21 protein-coding genes are annotated in these 18,887 nt (G+C 63.8%); 11 read left to right on the top strand and 10 right to left on the bottom strand.

Annotation, left to right across the window (positions count from 1 at the left end; translation table 11 throughout):
- Position 1: 1 nt before the first annotated feature.
- Positions 2-361: a hypothetical protein gene (locus FHW92_RS09100; protein WP_246870039.1), complete on the bottom strand. Its 360-nt coding sequence runs from the start codon at positions 359-361 to the stop codon at positions 2-4.
- A gap of 292 nt (positions 362-653) precedes the next feature.
- Between FHW92_RS09100 and dksA the strand changes: the two genes are divergently transcribed.
- The 4 genes from dksA to ctrA all read left to right on the top strand — a co-directional run bounded on the left by dksA (position 654) and on the right by ctrA (position 4,035).
- The gene (gene dksA / locus FHW92_RS09095) at positions 654-1,112 is read left to right on the top strand and encodes an RNA polymerase-binding protein DksA (RefSeq protein WP_168602967.1); all 459 of its coding nucleotides are present in this window, start codon (positions 654-656) and stop codon (positions 1,110-1,112) included.
- 141 nt (positions 1,113-1,253) lie between these two features.
- The gene (locus FHW92_RS09090; protein WP_168602966.1) at positions 1,254-1,622 is read left to right on the top strand and encodes a PilZ domain-containing protein; all 369 of its coding nucleotides are present in this window, start codon (positions 1,254-1,256) and stop codon (positions 1,620-1,622) included.
- Between the two features lie 84 nt (positions 1,623-1,706).
- Entirely contained in the window at positions 1,707-3,191 is a 1,485-nt protein-coding gene (locus FHW92_RS09085) for an ABC transporter substrate-binding protein (RefSeq protein WP_168602965.1), read from the top strand.
- Between the two features lie 148 nt (positions 3,192-3,339).
- Positions 3,340-4,035 (top strand): response regulator transcription factor CtrA, encoded by a 696-nt coding sequence (gene ctrA / locus FHW92_RS09080; RefSeq protein ID WP_168602964.1) that lies wholly within the window; start codon positions 3,340-3,342, stop codon positions 4,033-4,035.
- A 70-nt stretch (positions 4,036-4,105) separates the two neighbouring features.
- Here the strand turns inward: ctrA and FHW92_RS09075 are convergent, their stop codons facing one another.
- Complete coding sequence (locus FHW92_RS09075) at positions 4,106-4,282, bottom strand: hypothetical protein (protein WP_168602963.1); 177 nt, start codon at positions 4,280-4,282, stop codon at positions 4,106-4,108.
- Between the two features lie 81 nt (positions 4,283-4,363).
- On the opposite strand from FHW92_RS09075, the gene FHW92_RS09070 reads away from it, so the two are divergent.
- The 4 genes from FHW92_RS09070 to FHW92_RS09055 all read left to right on the top strand — a co-directional run bounded on the left by FHW92_RS09070 (position 4,364) and on the right by FHW92_RS09055 (position 8,576).
- A complete protein-coding gene (locus FHW92_RS09070; RefSeq protein ID WP_168602962.1) occupies positions 4,364-5,083 on the top strand; it encodes a tRNA (guanine(46)-N(7))-methyltransferase TrmB in 720 nt (239 codons plus the stop codon).
- A 141-nt stretch (positions 5,084-5,224) separates the two neighbouring features.
- On the top strand, positions 5,225-5,995 hold the full coding sequence (locus FHW92_RS09065; protein WP_168602961.1) for a DeoR/GlpR family DNA-binding transcription regulator: 771 nt from the start codon (positions 5,225-5,227) through the stop codon (positions 5,993-5,995).
- A gap of 16 nt (positions 5,996-6,011) precedes the next feature.
- The gene (locus FHW92_RS09060) at positions 6,012-7,151 is read left to right on the top strand and encodes an MFS transporter (protein WP_168602960.1); all 1,140 of its coding nucleotides are present in this window, start codon (positions 6,012-6,014) and stop codon (positions 7,149-7,151) included.
- A 162-nt stretch (positions 7,152-7,313) separates the two neighbouring features.
- Complete coding sequence (locus tag FHW92_RS09055) at positions 7,314-8,576, top strand: GGDEF domain-containing protein (RefSeq protein ID WP_168602959.1); 1,263 nt, start codon at positions 7,314-7,316, stop codon at positions 8,574-8,576.
- On the opposite strand, the gene FHW92_RS09050 is transcribed toward FHW92_RS09055, so the two are convergent.
- Both FHW92_RS09050 and FHW92_RS09045 read right to left on the bottom strand, forming a co-directional pair.
- Positions 8,573-9,079 (bottom strand): GNAT family N-acetyltransferase, encoded by a 507-nt coding sequence (locus FHW92_RS09050; protein ID WP_168602958.1) that lies wholly within the window; start codon positions 9,077-9,079, stop codon positions 8,573-8,575. The genes FHW92_RS09055 and FHW92_RS09050 overlap by 4 nt on opposite strands.
- A 60-nt stretch (positions 9,080-9,139) precedes the next feature.
- Positions 9,140-11,416 (bottom strand): NADP-dependent malic enzyme, encoded by a 2,277-nt coding sequence (locus FHW92_RS09045; RefSeq protein WP_292693017.1) that lies wholly within the window; start codon positions 11,414-11,416, stop codon positions 9,140-9,142.
- A gap of 149 nt (positions 11,417-11,565) precedes the next feature.
- On the opposite strand from FHW92_RS09045, the gene mutS reads away from it, so the two are divergent.
- Positions 11,566-14,136 (top strand): DNA mismatch repair protein MutS, encoded by a 2,571-nt coding sequence (gene mutS, locus FHW92_RS09040; RefSeq protein WP_168603537.1) that lies wholly within the window; start codon positions 11,566-11,568, stop codon positions 14,134-14,136.
- Between the two features lie 50 nt (positions 14,137-14,186).
- A complete protein-coding gene (locus FHW92_RS09035; RefSeq protein ID WP_168602956.1) occupies positions 14,187-14,381 on the top strand; it encodes a hypothetical protein in 195 nt (64 codons plus the stop codon).
- Between the two features lie 3 nt (positions 14,382-14,384).
- Here FHW92_RS09035 and FHW92_RS09030 read toward each other — a convergent pair whose 3' ends face one another.
- The 5 genes from FHW92_RS09030 to gluQRS form a co-directional block, all read right to left on the bottom strand.
- The gene (locus FHW92_RS09030) at positions 14,385-14,795 is read right to left on the bottom strand and encodes a hypothetical protein (protein WP_168602955.1); all 411 of its coding nucleotides are present in this window, start codon (positions 14,793-14,795) and stop codon (positions 14,385-14,387) included.
- Positions 14,796-14,878: 83 nt separating this feature from the next.
- A complete protein-coding gene (locus tag FHW92_RS09025; RefSeq protein ID WP_168602954.1) occupies positions 14,879-15,748 on the bottom strand; it encodes a 3-hydroxyacyl-CoA dehydrogenase NAD-binding domain-containing protein in 870 nt (289 codons plus the stop codon).
- 21 nt (positions 15,749-15,769) lie between these two features.
- The gene (locus FHW92_RS09020) at positions 15,770-16,342 is read right to left on the bottom strand and encodes a cob(I)yrinic acid a,c-diamide adenosyltransferase (RefSeq protein ID WP_168602953.1); all 573 of its coding nucleotides are present in this window, start codon (positions 16,340-16,342) and stop codon (positions 15,770-15,772) included.
- A 19-nt stretch (positions 16,343-16,361) separates the two neighbouring features.
- On the bottom strand, positions 16,362-16,595 hold the full coding sequence (locus tag FHW92_RS09015; RefSeq protein ID WP_310015511.1) for an HIG1 domain-containing protein: 234 nt from the start codon (positions 16,593-16,595) through the stop codon (positions 16,362-16,364).
- A gap of 18 nt (positions 16,596-16,613) precedes the next feature.
- Positions 16,614-17,471 carry a tRNA glutamyl-Q(34) synthetase GluQRS gene (gene gluQRS / locus FHW92_RS09010; protein ID WP_168602952.1) on the bottom strand — a complete coding sequence of 286 codons (858 nt, stop codon included), beginning with the start codon at positions 17,469-17,471 and terminating at the stop codon, positions 16,614-16,616.
- Positions 17,472-17,573: 102 nt separating this feature from the next.
- Here gluQRS and FHW92_RS09005 point away from each other — a divergent pair, with 102 nt between their 5' ends.
- Positions 17,574-18,182 carry an HNH endonuclease gene (locus tag FHW92_RS09005; protein ID WP_168602951.1) on the top strand — a complete coding sequence of 203 codons (609 nt, stop codon included), beginning with the start codon at positions 17,574-17,576 and terminating at the stop codon, positions 18,180-18,182.
- Between the two features lie 19 nt (positions 18,183-18,201).
- Here the strand turns inward: FHW92_RS09005 and FHW92_RS09000 are convergent, their stop codons facing one another.
- Positions 18,202-18,858 (bottom strand): energy transducer TonB, encoded by a 657-nt coding sequence (locus FHW92_RS09000; RefSeq protein WP_210428433.1) that lies wholly within the window; start codon positions 18,856-18,858, stop codon positions 18,202-18,204.
- Positions 18,859-18,887: the final 29 nt, after the last annotated feature.

Here is an 18,887-nt window from a genome sequence, read left to right as displayed (position 1 = left end):
TTCAGGCCGCGCGGCGGGTGGTCGTGGCGATCCATGCGCGGGCGCGGCGCTGGGCCTCGGCAATATCGCGCGTGGTCATTTCCTCGGATACTTCGGCCCGGCAATGCGCGGCTTCGTCATGCCCGCCGACCGCAGCCAGATTGAACCACTTATGCGCCTCGATCAGATCGCACACCGCGCCATGGCTGCCGGTGGAAAAGGCCACGCCCAGATCGAAATAAGCATCCACACAGCCCTGGCTCGCCGCGATCAGGCAATTGGCGATCAGGCCGGTGATCTCGCCCGATGCCGGATGGCCTGAGGCGGCTAACAGATGGTCCTGCGATTGTGTCCAGTTGTATCCCATGTCGAAGTTCCCCATTTCCCGTTCATGAGGCTCAAGCTGTCGCAAGTTGGATAACAAGTGGTAAATGGCGCGGTAATTTCTGTCGCCCGTGTCGCGCGCCATTGCCGCGCGACTGCGCCCACTGTCGGGGTCATGTCATGACCTTGTCACCAAAACATGGGCAAGGCGCGCCCTATTCGCAATTTTGCGGTGGTTTAAGCTGTCGCAGATCGGCTTTGCCGCTTGTGGACCTTCAGGGGGCAAACTATAGGCCGGGCGATAGAATGGGATGCTTATCAATCCCGCGGATGGATTTCGGAGGGTTATAATGGCAAGTGGTCTGGCAGACGAAATCGATGTGCTGGTCAAGGCCAGACGGTCGCTGGCCGGTGATTATGTCCCGTCCGACGGCGAAGAATACATGAACGCCGAACAGCTGGACTACTTCCGCCGGCTGCTGCAACAATGGAAAAAACTGATCCTGAGCGCGGCCGCCGACACGTTGAGCCAGCTTCAGGAAGGCCCGCTGCGCGAACCTGACCTTAATGACCGCGCCTCGTCGGAAACCGATTGGGGCATCGAATTGCGCACTCGCGACCGCCAGCGCAAGCTGATTTCCAAGATCGACTCGGCCCTGCGCCGCATCGAGGAAGGCGAATATGGCTTTTGTGAAGTCACCGGCGAACCCATTGGACTTGGCCGCCTGATCGCACGCCCGATCGCCACCATGACGGTCGAGGCGCAGGAAGCCCATGAACGTCGTGAACGGGTATCACGCGACGATTGACGGCCATATCCGCAAGTTACCGGATAGATTTACGCTTTATTTGCCATTTTGCGTTAATACCTTGTTGTGAATTAGCGCGCCCGTCCCGGTCTGGATCGATCCATGCCGGGCCGGGCCACGGCAGCGGGAAGTGAGCCAACCATGGCCGGTGACGAGCAACGCCAGATCAACCGCGACAGCCTGTTCATGCTGGCCTGTCTGCGTATCAGCGACCGTGATCCGGTGCATCGGGTCAAGATTCGCAATCTTTCCAGCGGCGGTTTGATGGCCGAAGGCGATATGCGCGTAGCGGCCGGCATGGTGCTGGAGGTTGAGCTGCGCAATGTCGGCTGGGTGGCGGGATCGGTCGCCTGGGTTCAGGGCAACCGCTGCGGCATAGCCTTCAACGAAGAGATCGACGCCAAGAGCGTGCGCGCCGCGCAATCCGCCCCCGACGACTCGGGCTTTGTGCCGATGCGTCCGCTGGCTGCGGTGAAACAGGTCGATCCGGGCCAGTTGCGCAAAGTCTGAACCGCAAAAACCGGGGTGCAAACCTGATTCGGAGCGCGGCGGACGTTCCTCTGGGCGCCAAATTGTTCTAGGCTTGGCGCAATCATGCTGCGCAAAAACCGCATCTCCATTCTGATGGCCGCCCTTTTGGCGGCGGCCTGCCATGGCTCGGCCCAGCAGCAACCGCTGCGGGTGGTGATGGTCAATGATTCGGGCTCTGCCGCGCTCGATCGGGAATTGCGCGCGGCCACGGCCGAAGGTCTGGTCAGTCTGGATGAGGAGGGCAAGGTCGTGCCCGGTCTGGCCGAACGCTGGATCGTGGCGGATGAAGGGCGTGGCTATATCTTCCGCTTGCGCGACAGTGCGTGGCCCGATGGCACCAAACTGAGCGGCGAGACGGCCCGACAGGCGCTGCGCCGCGCCATTGCCGCGCAGAAAGGCCGCGCGCTGGGGCAGGATCTGACGATCATCGAGGATATCCGCGCGATGGCCGGGCGCGTGATCGAAATCCGGCTGGCCCAGCCCATGCCCAATTTCCTGCAATTGCTGGCCCAGCCCGAACTGGGGCTGGAGCATCGCGGGCAAGGCGCCGGGCCGATGCGGCGCAAACATGTCGAGGGGCTGGACTGGCTGACGCCGATTTCGCCCGATGCGCGCGGCCTGCCCATGCCCGAGGGCTGGGCCGCGACGATGCGCCCGCTTTCGATTCGCGCGATGGGCGGCGAAAAGGCGGTGGCGGATTTGCTGGGCGGGCAGGTCGATGTGGTGCTGGGCGGGCGGATCACCGATCTGCCGCTGATTCAGCGGGGCCTGCTGGGCCAGCGGGCGGCGCGCTTCGATGTGACGCCGGGCCTGTTCGGCCTGCTGGTGGAAAAGGACAGCGGCTTTCTGGCGGTGCCGACGAATCGCGCCGCGCTGGCCATGGTGATCGACCGCGCGGCGCTGGTGAACGCCTTGGGCATGCAGGCGGGCGGCATCCCGGGATGGAGCCCTACCACGCGGCTGATCTCGCCGGGCATCGGCGAAGTGCAGCTTCCCGAGCGCTGGACCGATATGGATATGGACCACCGCCGCGCCGTGGCGGTCGAGCGGGTGACGGTGTGGAGCAAGGCCCGCGCCCTGACGGCCCGGCCCGAGGAGGGCGACGGGCTGAAATTGCGGATCGCAATGCCGGGCGGCGCGGGCAGCAATGTGCTGTTTTCCCGGCTGGCGCAGGATGTGGCGGCGATCGGGCTGCGGCTGCGCCGGGTGGGCATGGGCGAGTCGGCGGATCTGCGTGTGATTGATGAAGTGGCGCGTTATCCTTCGCCGGTTTGGTTTTTTAACCAGTTGCATTGCGGTGTGCATTCCGTATGCACACCCGATGTGGACCATCTGGTGGCCCAGGCATGGAATGTCGAAGCCTCCCTTGCCCCCGCCCTTTATGCCGAGGCCGAGCGCGAGGTGATGGAAGCCAATCTGTTCATTCCACTGGCTTTACCGGTGCGCTGGACCATGATCGGCAGGGGGGCGGGCAACGGTTTGCGCGGCCTTGTGCCCAATGCCTATGGGGTTCACCCTTTTTACCCTTTGGCCGATGGGGAGCGTTAGGGGCATTTACGAGTTACCCCAAAAAAATGGGGGCTTTAATGCCGGTTTACATTAAATTAACCTTTCGCGTTCATTCCTCCTATGGTTAATAGCGGATGTGCCCGGTGAAGGTGCGTTCGCGGGTTTCGGGGCAAGGGGGTTCACCCATATGCGCGTGCTGTTGATCGAAGACGAGCCGACTACGGCCAGAGCCATCGAATTGATGCTCACCACAGAGGGCTTCAATGTCTATTCGACCGATCTCGGGGAAGAAGGCCTCGATCTCGGCAAGCTCTATGACTACGACATCATCCTGCTGGATCTCAATCTGCCGGATATGCATGGCTATGACGTGCTCAAAAAGCTGCGCGTGGCCAAGGTTCAGACGCCTGTGCTGATCCTTTCGGGCATTTCGGAAATGGACTCCAAGGTCCGTTCGTTCGGCTTTGGCGCCGACGATTACGTGACCAAGCCCTTCCACCGCGAAGAGCTGATCGCGCGCATTCACGCCGTGGTCCGCCGCTCCAAGGGCCATTCGCAATCGGTCATCCGCACCGGCAAGCTCTCGGTCAACCTCGACGCCAAGACGGTGGAGGTTGACAGCGCCCGCGTGCATCTGACCGGTAAGGAATATGCGATGCTCGAGCTGCTTTCGCTGCGCAAGGGCACGACATTGACTAAGGAAATGTTCCTCAACCACCTCTATGGCGGTATGGACGAACCCGAACTCAAGATCATCGACGTGTTCATCTGCAAGCTGCGCAAGAAGCTGGCCCATGCCTGCGGCGGCGAGAATTACATCGAAACCGTCTGGGGCCGCGGCTATGTACTGCGCGATCCGGGCGAGGATGCTGTAGCGGCCTGAACCGGCCATCCCCCGAACAACCCGACATGAAGGCCCGCCCCCGCAAGGAAGGCGGGCTTTTCATTGGACGTCAGCGCTTGCGGCTGGCCTTGACCAGCGCGAGGGCAGCAATGGCGCTCATCAGCAGGGCCGCGATCAGGCCGACGCTCGCGCCCCACAGGCCCGCAGCCTGTCCGCCCATCACCAATCCGGCGATAAAGCCGAGCAGCGGCAGAACGATCAGCGCAAGGCAACCGAGGGCAAACATGACGCCCCCCTTTGCCTGCTGGGCCTTGACCCTGCCTTAACGGCCTGCCATCGCGCCCGGCGAAATCTTGAAGGCACAGACATGACCGCGCATAAAGAAGGCGATCCCACCACGCTCAACCGGCTCTATGGCCGCTCCAAGGGCAAGCCCCTGCGCGCCGGGCAGCAAGGGCTGGTGGATACGCTGCTGCCCCAGATCGCCGTGCCGATGGAGGGCGAGGTGACGGCCCAGCGCCTGTTTGGCGAGGACCGCCCGCTGCATTTCGAGATCGGCTTTGGCGGGGGCGAGCATATGGCCTATCGCGCCGATATGCTGCCCGATCATGGCTTTATCGGCGCCGAGCCCTTCATCAATGGCGTGGCGCAGGCGCTGACCCATGTGTCCGGGGATAATGGCGCCCATGCCCCGATCCCCAATGTCCGCATCCATCATGGCGACGCGCTGGAGGTGCTCTCGCGCATTCCCGATGGCTCGCTCACCATGCTCTATCTGCTGCACCCCGACCCATGGCCCAAGGCGCGCCATGCCAAGCGCCGGATGATGAATGATGGCCCGGTAGAAATGTTCGCCCGCAAGCTCAAGCCCGGCGGCGAGTTCCGATTCGGCACCGACCATGCGATCTATGTCCGCCATGCGCTGATGGTGATGCAGCGCCACACCGACAAGTTCGAATGGCTGGCCAAGGAGGCCAAGGATTTTCAGGTCCGCCCCGGCGGCTGGCCGCAAACGCGCTATGAGCATAAGGCGCGCACGGTTTACGGACATGAGGTCTGGTACTTCCGATATCGCCGTAAAGACTGATTTCGTTCGATAATTGCCGTTTCGCAGGCCGCCTCAACCCCCGCCGGGTTGGGGCGGTTTTTGCGTGTTCTTCATATGAATTGCATAAAACGTGTATAAATGTATATTTACGGGCTAAATCGTGCGGCGCATAAGACGCCCATGGACAACAACCTCCCCCTTGGCCGCCGCGAGATGATCGCGCGCCGACTCGATGAAGGACAGGCCGTGGTGGCCAATGTGCTGGCCGCCGAATTCGATGTGTCCGAGGATGTGATCCGGCGCGATCTGCGCAACCTTGCCGCCGAGGGGCGCTGCCGCAGGGTCTATGGCGGCGCGCTGCCGCTTTCGGCCCCATCGACCCCGATCAACCAGCGCATCGGCGAGAGCGAGGAGCGCAAGCACGCGCTGGCCGCCGCTGCGGTGGGCCTGATCGCGCCGGGCGAGATGATCTTTATCGACAGCGGCAGCACCAATCTGGCGCTGGTGCCCTTGCTGCCCGATGGCATCGCGGTGGTGACCAATTCGGTGGTGATCGCCGGGGCGCTGCAGGCGCGCGGCACCATCGTCACCTATATGATCGGCGGCAAGGTGGACGCGCAGGTGGGCGGCTGCGTCGATGCGGGCGCGGTGCAGGCGCTGGGCCAATTCAACATCGACCGGGCGTTTCTGGGCGCCTGCGCGGTCTCGGGCGAGGAAGGCATCGGCGCCTTTTACGCCGACGATGCAGCCTTTAAACGCGCCGCCATCGAGGTCAGCCGCCACAGCGTGGTCATGGCCACCAGCGACAAGCTGGACAGCCGCACTCATTTCCGCATCGCCCCGCTCGACCGGATCACGCATTTGGTGCTTGAACATGACGCCGCCGTGCTGGCGCCCGCCTTGATGGCGCAGATCGGGCAAAGGGTGATCCTTGCCCGCCCGCCTGCCTGACCTTTCGGAGTCTGAGATGTCTGACAGCCCCTCGACGCGGCTTGCCACGCGCCTGGCCTTTCTTGTTGCCGGTTTTGGCATAGCCTGCTGGGCGCCGATGGTGCCCTTTGTCAAATTGCGGCTGGGGGTCGATGAAGGGGTGCTGGGCGCTCTGCTGCTCTGCCTTGGCGCGGGATCGGTGATGGCGATGCTAGCCACAGGCGCGCTCAGCAGCCGTTTCGGCACGCGTCCGGTCATTCTGGTCGGCGGGTTGGGGCTTTGCGCCATGCTGCCGCTGCTGGCGGTTTTGCCCTCGGTGCTCACGCTGGGGGCGGCGCTGCTGGTGTTTGGCGCTTCGCTGGGATCGCTGGATGTGGCGATGAACATTCATGCGGTCGAGGTGGAAAAGCACGCAGGCCGCCCCCTGATGTCGGGCTTTCATGCGCTTTTCAGCATTGGCGGATTTGCCGGATCGCTGATGATGGCGCTGCTGCTCTCGCTGGGGGGCAGCGCGCTGGCCGGGGCTTTGCTGGGGGCGCTGTTGATGCTGCTCGCGCTGCTTTATGCCGCGCCGCGCCTGTTGCGGACCAAGGCGGTGGAGGGCGAGCCGCATTTCGCGCTGCCCCATGGCATCGTGCTGTTGCTGGCCGGGCTGACGGCGATCACCTTTCTGGCCGAGGGGGCTTTGCTTGATTGGGGCGCGCTGTTCCTGACCGAGGGCGGGCTGGTCGATGTGAAGCGGGCAGGGTTCGGCTATATGTTCTTTGCCATTGCCATGACGCTGGGGCGGCTGACGGGCGATGCGCTGACGGCGCGAATCGGGGACAGGGCCGCGCTGCTGTGGGGCGGAGCGGTGGCGGTGGCGGGCTTTGGCGTGCTGATCGCGGCGCCGGTGGCGGGGCTGGCATGGGCGGGCTTTGTGCTGATCGGGCTGGGCGCGGCCAATATCGTGCCGGTGCTGTTCCGTCAGGCCGCTTCGCAAAAGCAGATGCCCGCCGCGCTGGCCATTGCCGCGATTTCCACCACCGGTTATGCGGGGGTCCTGCTGGGGCCTGCGGCCATCGGGCTGGTGGCAAAATATGCCGGGCTTTCCATGTCCTTTGTGATGCTGGCCGGGCTGATGTGTCTTGTGCCGCTCTGTTCGGGACAGGTGGTCCGCGCCAAAGCGTCCTTATGACTTTCCCGGGGCAAAGTAATTTTCCTTAGGCAAAGTCCTTGGTTTAATAGGGTTATTCCGAAAAAACTTTTACATCAGTTTGTGGCATAGGCCGCCCACGGAAAAAGGGTGTTGCGCTGTGATCGCATATTTTGGCCAATCCCGGGCGATGGATCGCGCGGCATGACGGGGGCGTCGATCTGGAACGACCGTCTGAGCACCAATGCGCGCGCGGGGCGCAAGGACATGACTCTTTGCGACACCTTGCTGGGCCTGCTGCTGTTCTCGCTGGTCACGGTGCTTTACGAATTGGACCGCCATGGCGTGGGCACAGCCGTCACTCAGGCTGACCTGCTGGTCTCGCGCCTGATGACGATCGTGGCTATCGCGCTGCTGCTGGGCCTGATCGTGTTCAGCCGTCGTCGCATCATGGCCTCGCTGGTTACGCTGGAGCAGGCGCAGGAAGCGCGCCAGCAGGCCGACGAATTGTTCAACCTGACCGATATGCTGCAAAGCGCGGACAGCTATGAGGACGCCACCGCCGTCCTTCAGGTCACCACGCAGCAGATCCTGCCTGATCTTGGCACGGCGCTGTATATTTTCAATCAGGCGGGCGATCAGCTCGAATTGAGCAAGGCATGGAACCTGCCCGCAGGCTGCGAGCCTTCGCCCACGCTGGCGCCCGACAATTGCTGGGCGCTGAAGCGCGGGCGCAGCCATCTGAACGATCCGCTGCATGGCTCGGTCTGTTGCAGCCATCATACCGGCAGCACCATCACGCTGGAATTTCCGATGCAGGCGCGCGGCAGCGTGTTCGGCCTGATCAAATTCATCGGCGAGGGCGAGGAAGGCTGCGTCCGGCTGGGCCATGCCGAGAGGATCGGGCGGGCGATGGCCGAGTCGATTTCGCTGGCCCTGTCCAATATCCAATTGCGCGAAACCTTGCGCAACCAATCCCTGCGCGATCCGCTGACGGGCCTGTATAACCGGGGCTATCTGGATGAAACGTTTGATCGGCTTCAGCGGCTGGCCGAACGCAACCAGTCGCATCTCAGTCTGGTGATGATCGACCTCGACAATTTCAAGATGCTCAACGACACCTATGGCCATGCCAAAGGCGATGCGGTGCTCAGCGATGTGGCCCATGTCATTCAGGGCCATCTGCGCGCTTCGGATCTGGCGTGTCGCTATGGCGGCGAGGAACTGGTGCTGATCCTGCCCGATTGCTCGCTCGATCAGGCGTTGGTCAAGGCTGAGCAGTGCCGGGGGCGGATCGAGGCCCTGTCGGGCGCGCATCACGCCAAGATTTCCGCCTCCTTTGGCGTGGCGACCTATCCGGAAACCAGCAAGACCTGCGAAGCCCTGCTGGGCAGCGCGGATGCGGCGCTGTATCAGGCCAAGGCGCTGGGGCGAAACCGGGTGGAATGGGCGGCCTGTCCGGCCTAAGGAGCGGGGCTGTCCGACAGCAATTTCTGCATAAAGGCCAGATCGAGCCAGCGCCCGAATTTGTGGCCGACCTGCGGCATAAGCCCCACCTGCGCAAAGCCCAGGGCCTGATGCAGGGCGATGGAGCCTGTGTTGCCAGCATCGATCGCGCCGACCATCGCGTGAAAACCCGAAGCTTTTGCCCGCGCGATCAGCGCATCAAGCAAGGCCCGCCCGATCCCGCGCCGATGCGCAGAGGGGGCGACATAGATTGAATGTTCGACAGTTTGGGAATAGCCCGGAAATGGCCGAAAATCGCCATAAGAGGCAAAGCCCAGCACAAGATCGCCTTCGACCGCCACCAGCACGGGAAAACCCCGCTGATGCTTGGCGTCGAACCAGAGGTGGCGTTCCTCGATACTGCCCGGTGTTTCGTTCCACACCGCCGTCGTGTGCAAAACGGCATGGTTATAAATGGCCAGAACAGCGGCCAGATCATCCCGGCCTGCATCGCGGATCATCATGCGCGCTTCCTCGGGATGACCGGCGCGAGGATGATCCCCGCGCCGGTATCCTTCACTCGATCACCCGGTGATACCAGCCGCCGCCAGCACCGCCAGCGTCAGCACGTCGGGCGCAATCGCGGTCATGGGCACGATCTGCACCGGCTTTTCCATGCCGATCTGGATCGGGCCGATCGCCGTATTGCCGCCCAGTTCGCGCAGCAGCTTGGCCGCGATATTGGCCGATTGCAGGCCCGGGAAGATCAGCACATTGGCCGGCGCGGTCAGGCGGCTGAAGGGATAATGCTTCATCACCGCCGGGTTGAGCGCCGCATCAGGCGTCATTTCGCCTTCATATTCAAAGTTCTGCGGCTCTGAATCGAGGATCGAGATCGCGCCGCGAATGGGCTCCAGCCACTTGCCCGTGGGATTGCCAAAGGTCGAGAAGGACAGGAACGCCACGCGCGGTTCATGGCCCAGACGGCGCGCCACGGCCGCCGTTTCCTTGGCGATGACGGCCAATTCTTCCGAATTGGGCCGCTCGTTGCAGGTCGTGTCGGCCAGGAAGGTGGTGTTGTTCTTGCCCACCATCACATGGATGCCAAAGGGCAGGTGGCCCGGCTTGGGGTCCAGCACATGGCGCACTTCGCGCATGGTCTGGCCAAAGGGGCGGGTCGCGCCCGTCACCATCGCATCGCCCACGCCCATCTTCAGCAGCGCGGAGGCAAAGCCGTTGCGGTCCTGATTGACCATGCGCTTGATGTCGCGCTCCAGATAGCCGCGGCGCTGGAGGCGCTCGTAAAGCATCATGCCCATTTCCGCGACATGCTCGCTGTCGGCGGCATTGTGGATTTCATAGGAATCCGGCTTGCCCACGCCCAGCTCGACCAGCTTGTCGCGCACGGCCTGTGTACGGCCCACCAGAACCGGCGTGCCATAGCCGAAATCCTTGAACTGGATCGCGGCGCGCAGCACCACTTCGTTCTCGGCCTCGGCAAAGATCACGCGCTTGGGGTTGGCCTTGACCTGTTCATAGACGTTGGTCAGCACCGAGGTGGTCGGGTTCAGACGGCCTTTAAGCTGATGGCGATAGGCGTTGAAATCCTCGATCGGCTTTTGCGCCACGCCGCTGTCCATGGCGGCCTTGGCCACGGCCATCGACACCACCTCCATCAGGCGCGGGTCAAACGGGGCGGGAATGATGTAATCGCGGCCAAAGCTGTGGTTCTTGCCATAAGCCAGCGCGACTTCTTCGGGCACCTGTTCGCGCGCCAGTTCGGCAATGGCGTTGGCCGCGGCGATCTTCATCTCTTCGTTGATCGCGGTGGCCCGCACGTCCAGCGCGCCGCGGAAGATGAAGGGGAAGCCCAGCACATTGTTCACCTGATTCGGAAAATCCGAACGGCCGGTGGCGATGATGCAGTCGGGGCGCGCGGCCTTGGCCTCGGGCGGAGTGATTTCGGGCACCGGGTTGGCCATGGCAAAGATGATCGGCTCGGGCGCCATTTCCTTGACATATTCGGCAGGCAGCGCGCCCGCCGCCGACAGGCCCAGAAACACGTCGGCACCTTTCAGCGCCTGTTCGAGCGAGCGGGCATCGGTATCGGCCGCATGGGCGCTCTGCCACTGGTTTACCGGCTTTTCGCGGCCGCGATAGATCGGGCCGTCGCGGTCGCACACGATCACGTTTTCGTGGCGCACGCCCATCGACTTGATCAGCGAGGTGCAGGCCAGCGCCGCCGCGCCCGCGCCATTGACCACGACCTTGATGTCTTCCAGCTTGCGGTTGGTGATCATGCAGGCGTTGATCAGACCGGCCGCCGAAATGATCGCGGTGCCGTGCTGGTCGTCATGCATGACCGGGATCTTCATCCGTTCACGCAGGGCTTGCTCGATCACGAAACATTCGGGGGCCTTGATATCCTCAAGGTTGATCCCGCCAAAGCTGGGCTCCATCAGCGCGATGGCTTCGATCAGCGCGTCGGGATCTTCGGAATTCATCTCGATGTCGATGGAATCGACGTCGGCAAAGCGCTTGAAGAGGACCGCCTTGCCCTCCATCACCGGCTTGGAGGCCAGCGCGCCCAGATTGCCAAGGCCAAGGATGGCCGTGCCGTTGGAAATCACCGCGACCAGATTGCCCTTGGCGGTGTAATCATAGGCGGTGGCGGGATCCTTGGCGATGGCTTCGACGGGAACCGCGACGCCGGGCGAATAGGCCAGGCTCAGGTCTCGCTGCGTGGCCATCGGCTTGGATGCGATGATCTCGATTTTGCCAGGGCGGATCGTGTTGTGGTAGAACAGCGCTTCGCGCTCGGTAAACCGGACGTTGGCTTGCTCGGGGCTTTCCTCGGACACCGAAACTTTCTCCTTCTTGCAAGGCTGCCCTAACCAAAGAGAGAGCGCCGCGATAGGGGAAAGCGTGGGGTGTGGGCATTCCATCGTATCGATTCTGCGGCTAATCCGGCATCATGAGTGAGAAATCCGCCCCCCCAGCCGCAACGCCCATGATGACGCAATACCTTGGTCTAAAGGATAAGGCCGATGGTTGTATGCTGTTCTATCGCATGGGTGATTTCTTTGAGCTGTTTTTCGAGGATGCGAAACAGGCATCGCAGATTCTCGACATCGCGCTGACCAGCCGGGGCGAACATGGCGGGGAACCGATCCCGATGTGCGGTGTGCCGGTCCATGCGGCCGAATCCTATCTGGCGCGCCTGATCAAGGCCGGATGCCGCGTGGCAATTGCCGAACAGGTCGAAACCCCCGAACAGGCCAAAAAGCGCGGCGGATACAAGGCGCTGGTGATGCGCGACATTGTGCGATTCGTCACCGCCGGGACTTTGACCGAGGAGGCTCTGCTCGAACCGCGCCGGGCCAATGTGTTGGCGGCGGCATGTCTGCTGCGCGACAAGGTGGGCGTGGCGGCGGTGGATATTTCCACGGGCCGTATGGAACTGGAGGAGTGCGAGCCCGAGAATATGGGCGCGGCGCTGGCGCGTTTGGGCGCCAGCGAGATCATCGCGCCGGACAATTGGGGCGAGGCGCCTTTCGAGTCGATTCCGCGCGGCGCCCATGAATTTTCCAGCGAGGGCGGCGCGGACCGGCTCTGCGGTATTCACGGCGTGGCGACGCTCGACGGGTTTGGCGCGTTCACACGGCCGATGCTGGCGGCGGCCTGCGGCTTGCTGGCCTATCTCGACCATGTGGGCCGGGGCAAACTGCCGCTGCTGCTGCCCCCCGTTGCCCGCCATGGCGAGGCCCATATGGCGATGGACGAGGCCACGCGCGGCAGTCTGGAAATCCTGCGCTCATCAACCGGGGGCCGTTCGGGCAGCCTGATCGAGGCGGTGGACCGCTGCGTCACCGGTGCGGGCGCGCGGCAATTGGCCGAGGATCTCTCGGCGCCCTTGCTGGACCGCGCGGCCATTGAGGAACGGCTCGAACTGGTCCAGTGGCTCTATGATGATGCGTTGCTGCGCGGGGATGTGCGCGGGCAATTGCGCAGCCTGCCGGACGCCGGGCGCGCGCTGGGCCGCGTGGTGGCCGGGCGCGGAAGCCCGCGCGATCTGGGGCAATTGCGCGATGGTCTGGCGGGCGCGGCGCGACTGGCCGCAAGGCTGGCGCGGGTTGAAGGGCGCCCCGCGATGCTCGATGCTCTGCTGCCCGCGCTGGTCGGGCATGATGGGCTGATCGACCTGTTCTCGCGCGCCCTGATCGCCACCCCGCCCACCGAACGCTCGCAGGGCGGCTTCATTGCCGAGGGCTATGATGCCGATCTCGATGACTTGCGCAGCGTCTCCAGGGATGCCCGCGAAGCGATCAAACAACTGGAGGAAAGATATCGCAATCAGACCGGCATAGCCGCGCTGAAAATCAAATATAATGGCGTGCTGGGCTATTATATCGAAGTGCCCGCCCGCCATGGCGATCAGTTGATGGCCCCCGACAGCGGCTTTACCCATCGCCAGACCATGGCAGGCGCGATGCGTTTCAATGCGCTGGCGCTGCATGAGGAAGCGGGCCGGATTGCCGAGGCGGGCGGCCATGCTCTGGACGCCGAGGAAGCGCATTTCACAGAACTGACCGCCGTCGCGGTTGCCGCGCGCAATGAAATCGCCCGCACCGCCGCCGCTCTTGCCCGCATCGACGTGGCCGCAGGGCAGGCCGAGCGTGCCGCCGAGGGCAATTGGTGCCGCCCCGCGATCAGCGAGAAATGCGAACTCGCCATCGTCGAGGGCCGCCATCCCGTCGTCGAAACCGCGCTGGGCGCGGCTGGTGAGCGTTTCGTCGCCAATGACTGCACGCTCAGCCAGTTCGACCGGCTCTGGCTTTTGGGCGGGCCGAACATGGGCGGTAAATCGACCTTTCTGCGCCAGAATGCCCTGATCGTCCTGTTGGCGCAGGCAGGCGGTTTCGTGCCTGCCCGCGCGGCCACCATTGGCCTGGTCGACCGCCTGTTCAGCCGGGTGGGTGCGTCGGACAATCTGGCGCGGGGGCGCTCGACCTTCATGGTCGAAATGGTCGAAACCGCCGCCATCCTGCAACAGGCCACCCCGCGCAGCTTCGTCATCCTTGACGAGGTGGGGCGCGGCACCAGCACCTATGACGGCCTCGCGCTGGCATGGGCGGTGGCCGAGGCGGTGCATGGGGTCAACCGCTGCCGCTGTCTGTTTGCCACGCATTACCATGAACTCGCGCGGCTGGCCGATAGTTGCGAGGCGCTGACGCTCCACCATGTCCGCGCGCGCGAATGGAAGGGCGATCTGGTGCTGCTCCATGAAGTCACCACGGGGCCGGCTGAAAGCTCTTTCGGTCTGGCCGTGGCGCGACTGGCGGGGGTGCCGGGGCCGGTGGTTTCCCGCGCCAAGTCGGTGCTGGCGAAACTCGAAAAGGGACGGGCGGAAACCGGGGGAATCGCCGCAGGGCTGGGCGATCTGCCGCTCTTTGCCAATGTGGTCGAGGAGGCGCCCAAGGGCGACCCTTTGCGCGAAAAGCTGGCGGCGCTTGATATTGACGCGCTTTCCCCGCGCGATGCGCTCGGCTGGCTTTATGAACTGAAGCGCGAGATCGGTTAACCATCCTTGGCGGCGCAAGGTTTAACCGGACCCGGTGTAAACCTTGCGCCATGCTTCCCTTCGGACCCCGCCTGACTACCGTTTTCGCCAGTCGCTGGAAGGCTTTGTTCTGGGCGGCGGGCGTGATGGTGACGGCCTATTTCACGGCCAGCGAAGCCAGACATGACGACCCTGCCGACACTCATGCCGCTCCGGTGGTGCAGCCTTCGTCCGGCGGCAACCCGTCCTCGCCCTGGGCCAAGTAAAGCCTATTCCCGCGCGGCGGCGGGGCCCAGCGACTCTTCCTCATCATCGTCATTGCGTTCGCCGCGATAGGCATCCATGTCGATGCGGCCTGATGCCTCCATGTCGCGCATGTGGTCGACCAGATCCTGAACATCGTCGCCGACATCCCCGCTCACCGGCTTGCTGCTGTCCTCCAGCACGAATTTGTCGCTGTCGAGCTGCTGCGCGGCCTCGCCATAGGTCTGAGCCTGAGTCGATTCGTCCTCCTGAGACAGGTTGACGGTTTCGGGCGGCGGATCGTCGGTCAGATCCGGCAGGCCGGGTTCGGGCTGCGACGGCGGGGGCACCTGCGGCTCGATGGCGGGGGGAATGTCGGGTGTCGGGGTTTGCGGGACGGGGCTTTCCGGGATGGGTTGATTTGGCGTGCTGGCCATGGGGCTCTCCTGTTGCGCCCGAAAGGACGGTGCCAACAGGAAAGCCGCCAGGGCAGCCCCAGGTTCCCTTGCCCTTGCGTGTTTCAGCGCGTGGGTACGGGTGTTTCGCCGCTGTAATCGTAAAAACCGCGCCCGGTCTTGCGGCCAAGCCACCCGGCCTCGACATATTTGGCCAACAGCGGGGCGGGGCGATATTTGCTGTCGCCCGTGCTGTTCAACAGGATGCGGGTGATTTCAAGGCAGGTGTCGAGCCCGATGAAATCGGCCAGTTCGAGCGGCCCCATCGGGTGGTTGAGGCCCAGCTTTGCCCCCGTGTCGATATCGACCACATTGGCCGTGCCCGCGCCCAGCGTGAAGGCCGCCTCGTTGATCATCGGCATCAGGATGCGGTTGACGATAAAGCCCGGCTCGTCCTGCGAAAGCACCACCGTCTTGCCGAGGCCGGTGGCGAAGCTGCGCGTGGCGGCAATCGTTTCGGGGCTGGTGGCAAGGCCGGGGATGATCTCGATCAGCTTCATCACCGGGACCGGATTGAAAAAATGCAGCCCGATGAAGCGCGCCGGATCGGGCGATTGGCGCGCCATGCGGGTGATGGGGATGGATGACGTGTTGCTGGCCAAAATCGCGTCCGCGCCCAGCACCTTGCCCGCCGCCTCAAAGATCTTGGCCTTGATGTCCTCGCGCTCGGTGGCGGCCTCGATGATGAAGCCGGCCTCGGCCATCGGGGCATAGTCGCCTACCGGGGTGATGCGCGAGAGGGTCTCTTCGGCCGCCTGCGCCGTGATCTTTTCCTTGGCGACCAGCCGGTCCAGCCCCTTGCCGATCTTGTCCTTGGCCTTTTGCGCCAGCTCCACCGACACATCGGCCAACAAAACCTCATGGCCGAACGCGGCAGAAGTCTGCGCAATGCCCGAGCCCATCTGGCCCGCGCCGATCACCCCAACAATCGTCATGTGCATCAACCCCTTTTGTCTTCAGGCATCGCGGCTTGCGCCCGGCACCCACAGTATGTCGTCGGCGCCATTGTTATTGCGCGCGCGCGCCAGCACAAACAGATAATCCGACAAACGGTTGATATAGGCCAGCGCCGCCGGATTGACCGGCTCATCCGCGGCCAGCGCCACACAGGCGCGCTCGGCCCGGCGCGCGGCGGCGCGGGCGATATGGGTGCGCGCGGCGCCTTCCGATCCGCCGGGCAGGATGAAGCTGGTGAGGGGATTGAGATCTTCATTCACCGCGTCGATCGCGCTTTCCAGCCATTCCACCTGCGCTGGCACGATGCGCAAGGACATCGGGCCGGGCGTGAAATCATCGCCGGGCGTGGCCAGATCCGCGCCCAGATCGAACAGGTCGTTCTGGATTCGCAGCAGCGCGGCCCGATGCGCGCCATCGACCGCCAGAACCGCCAGACCCAGCGCGCTGTTGGCCTCGTCCACCGCGCCTATCGCCTCCATCCGTGCGGCATGTTTGCCCACGCGTGATCCATCGACCAGCCCGGTGGTGCCGTCATCGCCGGTGCGGGTGTAAATCTTGTTCAACTTGACCAAGTCTGTATCCTGTTCGCCATTATCTCGACGCGGCCAATAGCACCGCCACCACGATCACCGCCAGCGCCTGATATTTGATGCGGGCAAACATCATCTCGTTCTGTTTCAGCTGCATCGGGCTGGGGCCGTTTCCGCCGCCGCTTTCCAGATCATCGCGCGTGGTCTGCAGAAAGGCGATGATCCCCTTGGCCAGACTGACCACGACAAAGCCCATGGCCACCACGATCACCGGAATGAGGATATATTTCAGCATCGCCCGTCTCCCAATTTCTTATTGGGCGCAGCCTATGCCCCTTATCAGCGAAAGGCCAGCGGGCAAAAGGGCATGACGCAGGTCATCGGCCAAGGCCCGCCCGTCCACTCCATCGCCGCGCATATCGGCCAGCGATGGGCTGCCCCGGCGTTTGGCCAGCTTGCGCCCATCGCCTTCCACGATCAGCCCGTGATGATGCCAGCGCGGCACGGGCAGATCGAGCAGGGCCTGAAGCAGGCGATGCACATGGCTGGCCGCAAACAGATCGGCGCCGCGCGTGACCAGCGTGATGCCATCGGCGGCATCGTCCAATGTCGCGGCCAGATGATAGGAGGCCGGCGCCTCCTTGCGCAGCAGCACGATGTCGCCAAAGATTTCGGGCGTGGCCACCCGCGGCCCGGCCAGTTCATCCTCCCACACCAAAGGCCCGGCGATCTCCACCGCCCTTGCCATATCCAGCCGCCATGCCGCCCCCGCCGGATCAATGTCGCGCCCGCGACAGGTGCCGGGATAGATCAGCCCGTCGGGGCCATGGGCCGTGGCCGCCGCCGCGATTTGGGCGCGGGTGCAGTTGCAGGGATAGAGCAGGCCCATCGCCCGCAGCCTATCCGCCGCCGCGCCATAGGAGTCCAGCCGCGAGGATTGCCAGACCACCGGCCCATCCCAGCCGAGGCCCAGCCATTGCAGATCCTCGATCATCGCCTCGGCCAGTTCGGGGCGCGAGCGCGCGGCGTCAATATCCTCGATCCGCAGCAGAAACTCGCCGTCCGCCGCGCCGTCCGCCGCGCGCGCCAGATCATGCGCGACAATGGCCGCATAGGCATGGCCCAGATGCAGCAGGCCGTTCGGGCTGGGGGCAAAGCGGGTTCGGATCATCGCATTTTGCCCTCTGGCACCCCTTGACCTTGGCGGCAAGTCGGTGTTGATTGCGCTCATGAATTGTCGCCAAACCGTCATGCCCGCTTGTTATCAGGAGCCATGCTCAAGGCGGAGCTGATAGAGCGCGCGGCCCGGTTCCGCAGCGCCGGGGAGGATCCCTCCCGCCATTTGAGCGATTGTCCCGCATTGGTGTTGAACGCGGACTTTACCCCGCTTTCCTATTACCCTTTAAGCCTCTGGCCATGGCAGACCGCGATCAAGGCGGTTTTCCTGGAAAGGGTCGATATTGTCGCCAGTTACGAGCGCGAGGTGCACTCGCAGAGCTGGGCGATGCAACTGCCTTCGGTGATCGCACTGCGCCAGTATGTGAAGCCTTCGGAATTTCCGGCCTTTACCCGGTTCAACGTGTTTCTGCGTGATCGGTTTTCCTGCCAATATTGCGGCAATCCGCATCAATTGACCTTTGACCATGTGTTGCCGCGCCGCCTTGGCGGGCGGACGAGCTGGGAAAATATCGTCGCGGCCTGTTCGCCCTGCAATCTGAAAAAGGGCGGGCGCACCCCGCGCGAGGCGCATATGCCGCTGCTGACCCATCCGATCCGGCCGACAAGCTGGCAGTTGCAGGAGCGGGGCCGCGCCTTTCCGCCCAATTATTTGCATGAAACCTGGCGCGACTGGCTCTATTGGGATGTCGAGCTGGAGGCCTAGGCCCCCAGCTCGCGGCTGTTCAGCGCGGGATCACCCAGCGGATCGCATTGCTGTAGCTGCCCGCCATCGGCTGGCCGCTTTCATCCTGCGCCGGGTTGAACCGGGCGCGTTTGGTCACCAGCGCGCAGGTGGCGGCATCCAGCCCCGGCCATCCGCTGCTCTGCACCACGGTGCAGGAGGAGACGCGGCCATCGCTGCCCACCGCCAGTTGAAAGCGCACCACGCCCTCATGATTCATGCGCAATTCCATGGCGGGATAATCGTCCTCATTGGCCCATTCGCCCGGACGCGTGCGCGGGCTGACCGCCTTGGGCTGGCCATGGGGGCGGGCCGGTTCGGCGGTGGCGCGCGGCTCCGGCGTGGCCGTGGGGGTGATGTCCACCCCCTGCGCGGGCATGGGATCGACCGTGAGCTGCGGCATCGGATCGAGCGGCAGGGTAATCACGGTTTCAGGCGCCAGCACGGGCTTGGCATCGGCCTTCTGGCTGGGCTTCACCTCGGGCTGGGGCAGGGGCGCGAGCGGCATGTTGACCGCATCGGTATGATGCTCGGGCGCGATCACGCGATAGGCGGCAAGGCCCGAGACCAGCACCACCGCCGCGCCGACATGCAGCAGTGCGACCGCTCCGAGCGAGGCCATACGGGACTTAAGACTTGTCTGTGCAGTATACGTCATGACAGATCTCCCCTTCTGTCACCCGATCC

The sequence above is a fragment of the Novosphingobium sp. SG707 genome, assembly GCF_012275515.1.
GTDB lineage: Bacteria > Pseudomonadota > Alphaproteobacteria > Sphingomonadales > Sphingomonadaceae > Novosphingobium.
This window is presented reverse-complemented; position numbering and strand designations above follow the sequence as displayed.